General features: G+C 68.2%; 10 protein-coding genes. 1 reads left to right on the top strand and 9 read right to left on the bottom strand.

The genetic code is table 11. The features are described from left to right. Positions 1–4: 4 nt before the first annotated feature. From ACZ6SF_RS16305 to ACZ6SF_RS16265, 9 genes are all read right to left on the bottom strand, one after another. The gene (locus ACZ6SF_RS16305; protein WP_466062900.1) at positions 5–589 is read right to left on the bottom strand and encodes a hypothetical protein; all 585 of its coding nucleotides are present in this window, start codon (positions 587–589) and stop codon (positions 5–7) included. A 1,061-nt stretch (positions 590–1,650) separates the two neighbouring features. Further along, entirely contained in the window at positions 1,651–3,051 is a 1,401-nt protein-coding gene (locus ACZ6SF_RS16300) for a hypothetical protein (RefSeq protein ID WP_466062899.1), read from the bottom strand. A 210-nt stretch (positions 3,052–3,261) separates the two neighbouring features. Further along, positions 3,262–4,389 (bottom strand): glycosyltransferase, encoded by a 1,128-nt coding sequence (locus ACZ6SF_RS16295; RefSeq protein WP_466062898.1) that lies wholly within the window; start codon positions 4,387–4,389, stop codon positions 3,262–3,264. Between the two features lie 89 nt (positions 4,390–4,478). Next, the gene (locus ACZ6SF_RS16290) at positions 4,479–6,341 is read right to left on the bottom strand and encodes a bifunctional diguanylate cyclase/phosphodiesterase (RefSeq protein ID WP_466062897.1); all 1,863 of its coding nucleotides are present in this window, start codon (positions 6,339–6,341) and stop codon (positions 4,479–4,481) included. Between the two features lie 16 nt (positions 6,342–6,357). Further along, positions 6,358–8,508, bottom strand: coding sequence for an Rv1355c family protein (locus ACZ6SF_RS16285; RefSeq protein ID WP_466062896.1), 2,151 nt, complete (start codon positions 8,506–8,508; stop codon positions 6,358–6,360). Further along, complete coding sequence (locus tag ACZ6SF_RS16280) at positions 8,498–9,271, bottom strand: hypothetical protein (protein ID WP_466062895.1); 774 nt, start codon at positions 9,269–9,271, stop codon at positions 8,498–8,500. The genes ACZ6SF_RS16285 and ACZ6SF_RS16280 overlap by 11 nt, the downstream gene beginning before the upstream one ends. Before the next feature lie 264 nt (positions 9,272–9,535). After that, the gene (locus tag ACZ6SF_RS16275; RefSeq protein ID WP_466062894.1) at positions 9,536–9,991 is read right to left on the bottom strand and encodes a GyrI-like domain-containing protein; all 456 of its coding nucleotides are present in this window, start codon (positions 9,989–9,991) and stop codon (positions 9,536–9,538) included. Beyond that, complete coding sequence (locus tag ACZ6SF_RS16270; protein ID WP_449998487.1) at positions 9,988–10,431, bottom strand: GyrI-like domain-containing protein; 444 nt, start codon at positions 10,429–10,431, stop codon at positions 9,988–9,990. The genes ACZ6SF_RS16275 and ACZ6SF_RS16270 overlap by 4 nt, the downstream gene beginning before the upstream one ends. Before the next feature lie 68 nt (positions 10,432–10,499). Further along, positions 10,500–10,808 (bottom strand): hypothetical protein, encoded by a 309-nt coding sequence (locus ACZ6SF_RS16265; protein WP_466062893.1) that lies wholly within the window; start codon positions 10,806–10,808, stop codon positions 10,500–10,502. Here ACZ6SF_RS16265 and ACZ6SF_RS16260 point away from each other — a divergent pair. Continuing rightward, entirely contained in the window at positions 10,807–12,951 is a 2,145-nt protein-coding gene (locus ACZ6SF_RS16260; RefSeq protein ID WP_466062892.1) for a hypothetical protein, read from the top strand. The two genes, ACZ6SF_RS16265 and ACZ6SF_RS16260, sit on opposite strands and share 2 nt — an antisense overlap. Positions 12,952–12,961: the final 10 nt, after the last annotated feature.

Here is a 12,961-nt window from a genome sequence, read left to right as displayed (position 1 = left end):
CGGCCTACTCCGGCGGGGCTGCCGCGGCGACCAGTACCGCGTACAGCAACTGGGCCTGAATCCCTGCCGCCGCGCCGTGCTGGACCACTTCCGCGAACGCCACCCCCAGCGCCTCGTCCAGATCGAAGGTGCCCGGCGTACTGGGGCTTCCTGCCAATTCGGCCCGCCACAGCCGGTATCCACGCACCGCCTCGGCGAGCGTCGGGTGCGGTTGCGGCCGGGTACGCAGGTACTCCGCGATCAGGACACGTTGCGCCTGTCTGCGCGCGAAACCGTGCCCGGCGGCATCGAAGGCGCGTCCGAAGGCCCGTAGGGTCGCCGGATAGATCCGCGGTGCTGCCGGTTCCTCGGTTTCGGGGGGTGTCTCCGGCCGTTGTGCGGCGCCCCGGTCGAGCGTCATCGACCTGGTGCCGGCCGGCCTTTCGCCGGGTTCGCAGCTCCACCGCACCGTCTCGGGTTCGTTGTCGAGCTCGGCCACCGCCACGATCTCCAGCGTGATCATCGGATAGCCGGTGAGCACCCGGTCCACCGCGGTCAGGAAGGCCTGTACCGCGGGAAGCCGGAGGCCGGGTGTATCGAACCCGGTCATCTGGACATCGTGTCGCTCGGCCAACTCGCGTGCCAGCCGTGCGATCTCGGGGTCGGGTGCCGGCCGCGTGCGGCGGGCGGGCCGGTCGGATTCGCCGGGTTTATCTCCCGCCGGAGCGTTCGGTCGCGGTGGGGAACCGGGCCGAGGGTTCGCCGGTGAGTTCTCGGATGAATTGGCGCTACCGGGTGCACCGGCGCCTCCGGGAGTACCGGGTCTTCCCGGTGAGCCCGGCGCCTGGGTCGGTCCTGGCGTCCGCGCGGGTTGCTCGGTCCACGGGGTGTCGCGCCGTGGACCCGGTGTCGCGGCGGCGCGATTGCCGGTCGGCGCCTCCGGCCCTCGAGGTGCGTTCGGCCGGCCGGGTGGGGGTGACACCGCGGAGGAGGGCGGGGGTGATACCGCGGAGGACTGTGGAGATGCCGACGATGGAGACCGCCCGCCGGCGGTATCGGCTGCCCCGTTGGTCGCCGGAGCGGATTCGGGCCGAGAACGACTCCACGGCGCCTGCGCCTGCCGGCTGTCATCCGGTACGGCCCGTCCCGGGGATACGTCCGGCGCCGGTGTGCCACCGGGCCGGTGCAGACCACTCGGCGGGCCTTGTTCCACGCCGACGGGATATCCCGCGGAATTCAGCGCGGGCGGGACCGTGGCGGGATCGGACGGGCCCGGCCGCCCGATATCGACAGGGGACACCGAGCCGGCAGCATCGTCGGAGCCCGGCGCGGCGGGGTCATTCGATCTCGACCCTCGATCCCGGGCCGCGGCGGCCACCCGCGCGGCGTTGTCGGCATCCTGATTATCGAACTCGCTTGCGGCCTTCATGGTTCCGGACGCGGTATTGCCGAGATGTTCGGCCATCGCCTGCACGGTTTTCACAACTTGATCGGCGTGCGGTGTGAACTGCTCGGCGAACATGCGACCCATATGGTCGTCACCCCAGCTGCCTTCCGCCAGTTCCAGGCAGTCTTGCAGCCCGGTGTGGGTCTGCCTCATCCGATCCGCGATCTCGGCCAGCCGCGCGCCACGGGCGCGCAGGCCGGCCGAGTCCAAGCGAAGTTCGCCGCTCATCTCCCACCTCGGACCGGTGGGCCACCCACCCGCAGCCGGAACCGCCGCTCGAAGTCGGTGAGGAAGGCGGACAAGGGCACCGATGAGCTCGAACGCTCCACGACACCGTCGTCCGCGACATAGAAGACCGCCCGGTCGAGCGCTATCTCTCCCTTCGGCACCGGTGACCGCACCATCCAGCCGACGCTGATCCGTTCCGCCCACAAGGTCGACAGCGGGTATCCGGTCGTGTCTTCGCCACGCCCCCGGATATGGTCACGGACCAGGTTCAGCGCCTCGGCTTCGTGAATCCCGGCGACTTCCCCCGCAATGAGATCGGCCAGTACGAACTGGAACAGGGCACCGTCGATATCGAGCCCGGAATTCTCGCTCGCGACGTGCGCGATCGCGGCACGTGTGACCGCCGCGGCCTGCGCGGCCGACACCAGTTGCTCGGCGGAGTCCGGCGATGAGTTCTCCAGCACACCGGCCACCACCTTGGCCACTGCTTCGGCCGTCCATACGGCGGGTATCGCCGCCGCGCATTCGGCGATCGGGGCGGATTCACCGCGGTACCACTGCCCCTGGTCCCACCAGTAGCAAAACGACAGCATGCCGGTTATCACTCGCGGGTTCAGCACCGGGTCGACCACCCAGTCCGGTGCACCGGCGAACAGCCGCGGCATCGGGCCGTGCCCGTTGTAGGCGGCATCCAGTATCGGCGCATCCCACACGCCGCCCGACAGCACTGCCCGGTCGCCGGGAAGCAGCGTCAGCGTCGAACCGCTGTGTGCCGCGCTTTCGAAGAGGGCGACCGATGGGCCGATTCGCGGCCCCCGTTCCGATCCGGCCGCCACGAAGGCCGCGGCCAGCACCGACCACCGTGCCCACATGACCGCCAGATCCGGTAATTCGCCGGTCACGGGCGTCGGCCGCACGTCCGCTTTCCTATCCGCGCGCACAGCGTCCGCGGCCATACGCGGTGACCGCGATTGCCGTTCGCCGCGTCCGATATAGGCAGCCAGCCACACGGGCAGCCGGCTGCGCGGATAGCGTTCCAGATCGGCCAGATACGCCTGCGGTGCGAACAGTTGCTCACCAGGAAACGGCTCCGCGTCCTGATCGGTGACGACCTCGGCCCCGTCGGCGTCGATGTCGACCGTCATCCGCCACCACGGCCCGTTTCCCAGCGCGGCCGACAGTTGCCGGTGGTGGCGCACCGACTCCCATATCGCCTCCGACACCTGACACCGAACCGGTCGATCGCCGTCATCGGCTACGAACAATGCCGACTCGGCGACAACGGTCATCGCGAAGGAGGCCGTCAGCCGGTGCCTTCCCGGCGGCGCGAGCCCACGCAGGCCGGTGACGATCCGATCGGCCAACTCCGCGAGCTCCGCACCTCGGGAATCGATCACAGCTCACTCCCATGTCAGCGGAACGTTGCGCAAGCGTCCCTCCGCACTCTCGCCCCGGGCAGCCGCGGCAGCACCACCGGCAATCGCTGCGACGTGCGGGGCAGGATCGCGCTTCGATCGAAGATGGCGCAATGCGCATTCGAGCGCAATCCACCTGTATTGCCAACCATGGCAATAGTGGCCGGCAGCTCCGGGGTACGCCGCCGGAGATCAGCGGTCGAGGACCGCCAGCATCCCCGAAACCGCCGCCGGCCAGGTGAACTGTTCGGCCCGTTCGCGGGCCGCGCCGCGCCGCTGCGCGGGCGGCCGGGCGAGCACATCGGTGACCGCGTCCGCGAACGCCGCCGGATCGTTGTCGGCGACGGCGCCGCAATCGCCGACGACGATATCGGCCAGGGCAGAGGACCGGCTGGCCACCACCGGGGTACCCGCGGCCAGCGCTTCCAGCGCGGCCAGCCCGAAGGTTTCGTGTGGGCCGGGAGCCAGCGAGATATCCGCGGTCGCCAGCAGGGTCGCGACATCGCTGCGGTCGCTGATGAATCCGGTGAAATGTACCGCCGGCATCCCGCCGGGAAGGGCGGGCAGACCACGGGCCAGGCGCTCCAGGGCGTCGCGGCGGGGGCCGTCGCCGGCCACCACCAGTCGCGCGTCCACGCCCGCACGGCGTAGTTCGGCGATCGCCTCGATACTGCGGTCGGCGCGTTTCTCCACCGACAACCGGCCGCAGTGGACCAGCAGGGGCTGCCCGGGGAGCCCGAGGTCGGCCCGCAGGCCCAGGTCGTGGCGCTGCGGGCTGAACAGGTCCAGATCGACACCGAGCGGCACCATCTCGACATTGGGCGCGTCGATGCGCCGGAATTCGGCGCGGGCGAACTCGGTGGTGCACACGACCCGGTCGTAGTCGGCGGCGGTGCGGCGGTTGGCGATATCGGCGCAGCGCCGGGCGTAACGGTCGGGCATGATCTGGCCCAGCAGCCGGTCCAGGCGTTCATGGGAGATCATCACCCCGGCGATATCGCGGCGGCGCGCCCACCGGCCGAAACCACGCAGGGTCAGCCGGTCCGATACCTCGAGCACATCCGGGCGCAGGCCGGTGAGCACATCGGCCACCCGGCGCGGCTCGGCGGCCCGGTAGCCACCGGTCCACGGGATCTCGACGGCGGGCAGGGTGATCCGCAGGACCCCCGTCGGCAGGGTCTCCTCGGCGCGGCGCCGGCCGGGAACGATCAGCACGACCTCGTGCCCGGCCGCCACATATCCCTCACCGAGATGGTGCAGCGCGGTCCGCAGCCCGCCCGAGCGCGGACCGTAGAAATTCGCCAGTTGCACAATGCGCACGTCGCCGATCGTGGCCCGGGCCGGGTGACCGGTGGAACCGGGCCGCTGAATCCCCGGTGAACGAACGGTGTTTTTTGTTCGCCCGGCCGCTACTGGGCGGGCAATCCCCGGCCGACCCGGGGCAGATCGAGGTTGAGCGGGATCCGCCCGACCGTGAGATGCTCACCGACCTCCTCGGCGGGCAGCGGCCGGGCGATGAGGAAGCCCTGGGCGCGGTAGCAGCCGAGTCCGACCAGGGTGCGGGCGGCGACGGGGGTTTCCACGCCCTCGCCGACGACCCCGAGCCCGAACGACCCGGCCAGGCCGATGATCGATTTGACGATGGCCAGGTCGTCGGTGCTGGCGCCGAGGCGCTGGACGAAACCGCGGTCGATCTTGACCGCGTCCACCGGCAGTGCTTTCAGATGCGAGAGCGAGGAGTAGCCGGTCCCGAAGTCGTCGATGGCGATCTGTACGCCCATCCGTTTGAGTCCGCGCAGCGTCACCTGGGTGCGGGCCAGATCCTGGACCACCACGTGTTCGGTGATCTCGAGGCATATCGAACTGCCGTCGATCCCGAACTGGCGCAGAACGTCCTCGATGCGTTCCACGAAGTCCAGGCTCACCAGCTGCACCGGCGAGACGTTGATCCGCATGACCATATTCGTGGCCAGACCCTGGCGCCGCCACTGCGCGAATTGGGCGCAGGCGGTGCGGATGACCCAGCGGCCGAGTTCACCGGCGAGGTTGGTGGCCTCGGCGACGGTGACGAACGCGCCGGGCGGCAGCAGACCCCGGGTGGGATGCTCCCAGCGGACCAGGGCCTCCATGGCCACGATCCGGCCGGTGCGCAGATCGACCTCGGGCTGGTAGTGCAGGACCAGGGAGCCGTCGGAGACCGCGCCGCGCAGGTTGAGCTCCACATCGTCCTGGAGTTCGAATTGGGCGCGCATGGCGTCGGTGAACAGGGCGACGCCGTTGCCGCCGCCGGATTTCGCCGACAGCAGGGCGTGATCGGCGCGGCGCATGATGTCGGAGACGGTGGTCTCACCCGGGATGCCGACCGCGACCCCGACGCTGGCCCCGCGGCTGACCGATTCCCCGCCCACGGTGACGCGGCGGCTGATCAGCTCCTGGATCCGGGTCGCCTCGTGTTCGGCGGCGACGGTGTCGATGGGTTTGGCGGGCACGATCACGAACTCGTCACCGCCGAGGCGGGCGATCATATCGTGGGGGTCGAGGTTCTCGCGCAGCCGTTCGGACAGGGTCCGGATGAATTTGTCGCCGGCGGTGTGGCCGAGGAAATCGTTGAGCGCTTTGAGCCGGTCGAGGTCCAGGAAGAAGGCAGCGACCGGGCCGGGGCTGCCCGGCCGCAGGCGCTGTTCCATATGTTCGAGCAGGGCGCGGCGGTTGGCCAAGCCGGTCAGATCGTCGTGCAGGGCGATGAAACGCAGCTGTTCCTCGGCCTCCACCCGGGCCTGCAACTGGGCGAAGAGGGTGGCGATGGCCTTGAGGACGTTGAGCTCGCGGGTGCTCCAGTCGCGGTCGCCGACCTTGACGAACCCGAGCAGCCCGGTCGAACGGCCCCGCGATACCAGGGGCACCGCCGCGGAGCTGATATCGCCCAGCCCGGACGCCGAGTGGATGGTCTGCTGGTAGTCGGCGGCGCTGGCCGGGATCAGGAACGGCTCGGTGGCGTGCTCGAGCGATTTGAACACCGAATCGGCCTGGTCGAAGTACACGACCTTGAGCGGATCGGGTTCGGGCACGTCCTGGCGCGGGGGCCACTCGGCGACCAGGACGGTGGCGCGGTTCTTGGGATCGTTGTGGCGGAGGTAGCTGAAATCGACATCGAAATAGTCGATGAGCATCGCCAGAACCTGTTCGGTGGCCGATACCATCGTCGCCGAATCGACGCCCATCAGCTCCGCGGCGACTTCGGTCACCAGCGAGTCGAGTGTCCGCCGAGGCACCTGATCTCCGATCACACTATCCGCGGATGTCCCCGCCCGTTACCGGGCGGCGTCGGCTCCGCACGCTGGCAGCTGCCGCGTAACTCAGGCGTAATACCAGCGCCACGCTTTCATGTTCCGGCACGTCCAGTATTTCCAGGAAGCGATCCTGAAGTGTGGACAGTCTATCCGCGTATGCCGCCGAAAGCGCATCCAGTTCGGTACGGGTTCGGGAAAACAGGAAGACCGGGGACATGGGCTGCACCGCCAGGCCGGACCGCTGCGCCTGGATCCAGACGCGCTGGACAGCGGCGCCGGCGCGGGCATAACCGGTCAAGACGGCGGAGTCTGCCGCCGCCGCGCCGTCGAAGGTGACGGCCACGACCGCGGAGCTGGAGCGCACCCTGTCCCGTGCGTAGTCGCCCAGCGCCGCGCCGGCCGACCAGCTGTGCAACTGGGCCATCACATCGGCGCGTCGGCCGATCTGCAGGGCGACGCGCTCGTCCGGGGCCAGTTCGAGCGATCGGGTGTCGATACCGTCGGCGAGGTCGTCGCCGGGGTGCCGCATCTCCGCGAACATCTCCTTGTGTAACAGCGGCGTGAGATAGCGGATGCGATCGGATTCGGCCAGGACCGTCGCGGTGTCCCGGAGTCCCGCCGAATCGGCGACCATCCGCACCCGTGCTCCCTCGGCCGCGGCGGCCGTGGTGAGCCCGTCGAGTACCGCGGCCGGGATCTGCCCGCCGTAGCCGAGCCTGCGGTTGGTCTCGCGGGCCAGGGTGTAGGTGTAGTCGGCGGCCAGTATCGGATCGGTACCGGTGCCGGGGCGCAGGATCGCGGTCAGCGGGGTATCGGACAGCGAATCCTCGAGGAATTCGTACGGGCCGAGTACATCGTGCGCGGCCGCCGCGACCCGGGCGTTGTACACGGCGGCGCCCAGGGCCACCGCGCTGCCGCGGTAGCCGATATCCATGGCCGTGGTGTACCGGGTGTCGAGCCGGATCCGGATCTCGTCGTCGGCGGCCCGGAGCGACCAGGGCTGGATATTGCCGCCGGAGGGCGCACGCTGGGCGCAGGCCAGGATGCGGTCGGTCGTCGCGTCCGGGAGCCGGTCGATCTCGCCCTCGGCGTCGCAGATCTCGATATCGATATCGGGGTCGGCCAGGCTGTCCAGCGCCTGTTCCACATCGAGCCGGGTGCGGCCCGATCGCAACGGACGTCCGAGGCCGATCCGGCGGACCGCCGTGGCGACACTGGCCGCCCCGAGCGCCACGTCGCCGCCGAGTTGCGGCCAGCTGTTCAGGGTCTCGCCGACCTCGACGAGGCTGCCGGCCATCCGGGCCGACAGGTCGCGGGCGCCGAGCAGGCCCACGACGTACGGGGCCTTGTCGCGGGTGGAGAGCCCGCGCAGTTGTTCGGCGGCGGTATCGCCCAGCAGACCGTGGAACGGGCGGCGCTCGGGATCGAGATCGAAGCGCTCCACGTCGAGGAGCCCGCGATCGCTGGTCTCCATGATGAGCGGGAGCCGCCGGCGCCGGGCCGCTTCCCGGATGAGCAGTTTGATATCGAGGGAGTCGCATTCCTCCACAACGACTCCCAGCCCGTCGAGGAATTCGTCGGCGGTATCGGCGTCGACACCGGCCCCGCGCACCTCCACCGGGAGGTAGGGGTCGAGTTCGGCGATCCGCCGGGCCGTCACGATCGCCTTGTTCACCGCGATATCGAAGAGGGTGGCGGGTACGCGATTGAGGTTGGACAGTTCGAGTTCGTCGAAATCGGCCAGTCGCAGTGCGCCGCAGACACCTTCCTGGGCCAGGGTGTAGGCGATCGCGTGCCCCACGCTCTGCCCCAGTACCCCGACCGTGAGGGTGGCCAGGCGCTCCTGTTCGGCCCGGGTCAGCTTGTTCCGGTTACGGTCCAGGCGGATCGCGCGGAAGGTCCGGGGGCCCGGCAGCACCAGGACGCTGCGCCGCCACGGGTAGTAGATCCAGCGGTCGTCGTCGGCGGTCTCCCCGGTATCCGGCGGGTCGTTGAGCCGGTCGAATTCGGTGGCCAGCAGCCCCCGCAGATCATTGATCTCGATATGCGGGGTGCCGCGCAGCCCCGCGAGCGCGCGTTCGTCGTCGGGATCCCCCGGATTCAGGATCAGTGGACGGTATTCCACCCCGAGATCTGCCTCACCGACCATATGCGTAGCATTCCTCCCCACCGTGGCCGAAGGGTCGATTCGACCGCCTCGTCCGCGGCTCAGCTAATCCCATAGCGCGAAGTTCACCACGCATGAGCAGATACTGCAACTTATCAGCAAATATGCGATATGTCCGGGTATCCCACCAGATCGGCAGGGTGTGATAGCGCTCGTCGGGGTAGGGCACCGGCGGGATCGACTGGGCGAGGACCCCGCCGCTGGCGCGGTGCCGTTCGGTCGTGAACGAGGCGACGGTGGCGAATCCGTAGCGGGCGTCGAGCAGCAGGGGCGCGTGCGCCATACAGCGCGATATCGCGGCGGCCAGGTCACGGCGCCGGGGTGCATCCCGGGCGACCCATACGGCACGCGATTCGACCACCCCGCGTGGGATGCGCCGGGCCATCATCAGACTCAGTTCGGAGGCGCCGGGCCGGCCGGTCCACGGGGCGAGGGAGGCCGCGTCCGAGACCCAGGTGTAGGGCCCCTGGACCCGGAGTCCGCCGACCACCTCCCCGGCGGCGTCGGTGGCGGCGAAGAAAAGCGTGGTGGAGGAGCCGTCGCGGACGGTCTCGTATTCCAGTGCCGATTCGTTGCCGAAGTGGCGGTAGGTTTCCCGCGCGCCGGCGAGGTATTTCCGCCAGAGTTCGGGGGAGTGGTGCGGGGTGGTAACGCAGATTTCGTATCCGGATGCGTTGTCGCGAAATCCCGCAGTGCGGCCGCGGCACGGGTCTTCCAGGCCGACTGCGATTGTTTCGACAGCCATGCAGTTCCTACTCTTTCGCCGCGCACCCGGTGAGTGCGCGGATTATTCGTCCAGGCCCGTCGACGCCCCGGCTCGTCGGCGTGCCCTGTGCAGTATCCGTCATCGAAACACAATTGACCAGAACTCTGGTTACTCTTCCGAAAACTGATCCGCGCCCGATTTGTTATTGCAGGTCAACCCGGTCGATTCCAGAATGTGGAGTTACCACCAGACCGGTTGGTTCTCAGTTAGTTACCGGTCGGCAACGACTTGTCGGCGAAATACTCAGGCGGTGATCGAGATGAACAACTCGACCGATTCCGAGCCGTGCCAGATCTCGATCTCCTCGCGGTAGGCGCGCGTGATCTCCGCCGAAGCGGTGGCATCGTCGACCTGCGCCCAGACGTCCTCGACCGGATCGTGATAGTCGCCGTTGGGGACGAAGCGGGCGTACACGCCCCGCGGGACCCGGACCAGCACATCGCCCACCTGGGCCGCGCCGGGTTCGGGGTACTCGAAACAGACCAGCGCGTTGTAGGTCCCGGTGGGCGTGCGGACGTACACCGTGTACATCGGACGCCCGGAATCGGCCGGTTCGGTGCTGCCGGCGGCCCGTTCGCGCAGCCGGTCCTTGAGGAACTCGATGAGTTCGCTGTTGCTCACCTTGAAACTGGGCCGGACCTTCGGAAACACCAGGCCCGCGTACACGGACTCGCCGCGTACCACGATCGTGTAGCTCATCGAGGTTCTACCGCCAGATACAGGTCGATCTTGTAGGCATGTGGGTAGAACTCGAAGTCACCGGAGAAGGTCCGTTTGATCTGGTTGTTTTCCTCGGCGTACGCGATCTGCGCCCATAAACTGATCATGATCTGCGGGAAGTTACCGACCGAACTGAACTTCGCATAGCTGCCACGCGGAAGCCGCGCGACCAGATGTCCGCGGGTGACCTCGTCGAACGAGCCGCACTGATAGCCGACGATCTGGGTGTTGTAGGTGCCCAGATCCGGTGAATAGTCCGTATAGGCCGTCGCCAGCGGTCCGCCGAGTTCGTGGTGCAGGACCGAGGCCCATGCGCCCTCGAGGTCGCGGTCGCGCAGCTCACCGAGCGCTCGCTTGGGGCTGCGTACCGGAAGCCCGGCAACCCACGTCTCGTCCCGCTCGACGATTTCAAACTGCATCGAAAGACTCTTTCGAGATGTCTCCTGGTGGGCGAGCCGACCGATTGGTCGGCCGGCTCGCCATGCTATCAACCGGCCGCGCCCCGGCTGCTGCGCGCGTGGACGGCGCGCGTGGCGGGCGACCCGATCGGGCCGGAATGTGCCCAGCCCACCAGCATGGCTTCTCCGGCAATGTCCGCGCCACCCGCCGATATCCGGTGATCGAATTCGGCGAGACCGTCGAGTAGTCGTATTCCGCAAGGTAATTGGCGCATTTTACCGCTATTCCCAGGGCTGGCCGGTGCACCGGATATTGTTCCGTAGTTCATCGGTGTGGGCGTGATCCGCCATTGATCGTTCAGCGGAACTTCATCCGGCGTCATTACCAATGCCAGCATGATCGGCAGAGTCCTGAGGCGCTGCCTCGCCGTCTTCCTGCTCTCGGCGGTGCTCCCGGGCGCCCTCGGGGCCGTGGCGCTGGCGCAGGACGGCTCCGGCGTGACCGCGCCGAGCCGGATGGACGGTGTGGCCTGGATGAATGTCCGGGATTCCGACGGGGTCGCGCTGGCCGACTATGTGTTCGTCGCCGATCACGGCGGATTGTTCGATCCCGGCACAACCATGGTGTGGACCGTCCTGGGCCTGGAATTCGTCGGCTATATGATCATCGTGACCACCGCGATCTGGTTCATCGGCTTCGTCCTCGGCTTCACCTGGCTGGACCTGTTCGCCGACGCTCTGCGCGGAACGGCCGCCGCCGTGAGCGTCCAGATCGCCACCCCGATCGTGCTGGTGACCGCGGCGAGTATCGGCGCGTTCTTCGTGGCCTGGTTCATCGTGCGCGGGTTTCCCGCTCGCGCCGTGATGCAGACGCTGACAATGCTTGCCGTCGCGATCCTGGGACCGCTGTTCCTGGCCGCACCGCTCGCGGCGGTATTGGATTCCGATGGGCTGCTGGCCCGTGGGCGAGATCTCGGAATGGCCGTCGCGTCAGGTCTGGATGGATCGACCACGCGCGATCCGGATCTTCAACTCGGAGCCTTTCAACGCGATCTGGCGGACAACTTCGCGCGGCGGCCGGTTCAGATCTGGAATTTCGGGCATATCGTCGACGATCGATCGGCCTGCGCACCGGCATGGTCCGCGGGAGTGTCGGCCGGCGATCCCGAGCGCACTCGCCGGGCACTGCAGGCGTGCGGCGATACCTCCGCGGCGGCCGCGGCCGCCCATCCGGAAGTGGGTCAGATCGGAACCGGTCTGCTGTTGCTGGTCTCGGCCACCATCCTGTTGCTGTTCGCGGTGGTGCTGTCGATCCGGCTGATGCGGGCCGCTCTCGATGCGATCTACCAGGGGTTCATGGCGATATTCGGCTTCGCGGCGGGTGGTTTCGTCTTCGGCCCCACCCAGAGCTTCCTCGTGCGCAACCTGGTGAACATGGGTATCGCAGCGGCCCGCATGTGCGCCTACACGGTGTTCGTCGGGATCTATCTGCTGTTTCTGGGCAATCTTTTCCAGCAAGCGCGCGGACAGGTGATCGCGGTGCTGGTGATCGCGGCAATCGTCGAGGTTGTCGCGATATTGCAGTTCGGCCGGCTGGCCCGGGCATTGAGCCGGGGCTCCGACCTGATCACCAACCGGGTCACCCGGACCCTGCAGGGCACAGCGGGCGGATCCGGTGGCGGCGGGGGTAAGAGTTCGGGTGGCGGGTCCGGGATCGGGATGATCGCCGGGCTCGCCGCGCTCAACACGGTGAACGCGTCGCCGCTGACAGCCTGGCTGGCCGGTCGAACTCTCAACCCGTTGAATCCGCTGGCAATCGGCAAGATGCAGAACGAACGGGTCAACATCGCTACGGCCGAGAGCCGGTTGCAGGGACACCAGTGGCGGGCGATGTCGCGGCAGAACTGGCGCCTGCTGACGCGGCGCGAGGCCGACGAATGGGGTGGGATCGAGACCGAACTCGGACTGTCCCGTGCGATCAAGTACCTGGATAACAATCGTGTGCCCTACCAGTACATACCCCCGGTCCTGCTCGAAGCGGGCGCGACTCACGATCGGATCAACCAGGCGCTGCGCGCGCGTGCGGTACGTGACTCGACGAGGTTGCGCAATCCGTACGGGTTTCCTCCGTTGCAGAAAGCGGTCGCGGCGGGGAACGCGGTGATGAACCATGCCGGAACGGATGCCGAGGCGGCGTTCGCGGCGCAGGCGGTTACCGATGCCGACAGCTTGGCCAGGCATACGCTGGAGCCGCGTCCGGGGGCGGCCGTGGATCAAGGATTCATCGACCGGGTGCGACAGCACTGGGATTCCGATCGGGCATTGCGCGCCAACATCAGCCCCCGGGAATGGAACCATGTCGGCCGGGATACCAGGACCGCGATCGCGCACCAGCTGGCGACCGAGCACTACGCTGTTGCCCGCGCCTACGAGCGCAACCCGACCGCCTCGACTCGGAACGCGCTCGCGGCCTCGGTGAAGCGTCTGGCCAACCTCGACCACACAATTCCCGAGTTCGGGTTGGATCCCTGGGACCACTGACGGCTCGGCG

The sequence above is a fragment of the Nocardia sp. NPDC049935 genome (assembly GCF_055586645.1).
Note: the sequence above shows the minus strand (reverse complement) of the source record. Positions and strands in the feature narration are given on the sequence as shown.

Coding starts and splice junctions, on each gene's coding strand:
- ACZ6SF_RS16305 (WP_466062900.1), bottom strand. CDS start 589: ATGACCGGGTTCGATACACCCGGCCTCCGGCTTCCCGCGGTACAGGCC.
- ACZ6SF_RS16285 (WP_466062896.1), bottom strand. CDS start 8,508: ATGGTCGGTGAGGCAGATCTCGGGGTGGAATACCGTCCACTGATCCTG.
- ACZ6SF_RS16280 (WP_466062895.1), bottom strand. CDS start 9,271: ATGGCTGTCGAAACAATCGCAGTCGGCCTGGAAGACCCGTGCCGCGGC.
- ACZ6SF_RS16275 (WP_466062894.1), bottom strand. CDS start 9,991: ATGAGCTACACGATCGTGGTACGCGGCGAGTCCGTGTACGCGGGCCTG.
- ACZ6SF_RS16270 (WP_449998487.1), bottom strand. CDS start 10,431: ATGCAGTTTGAAATCGTCGAGCGGGACGAGACGTGGGTTGCCGGGCTT.
- ACZ6SF_RS16260 (WP_466062892.1), top strand. CDS start 10,807: ATGATCGGCAGAGTCCTGAGGCGCTGCCTCGCCGTCTTCCTGCTCTCG.
- ACZ6SF_RS16265 (WP_466062893.1), bottom strand. CDS start 10,808: ATGCTGGCATTGGTAATGACGCCGGATGAAGTTCCGCTGAACGATCAA.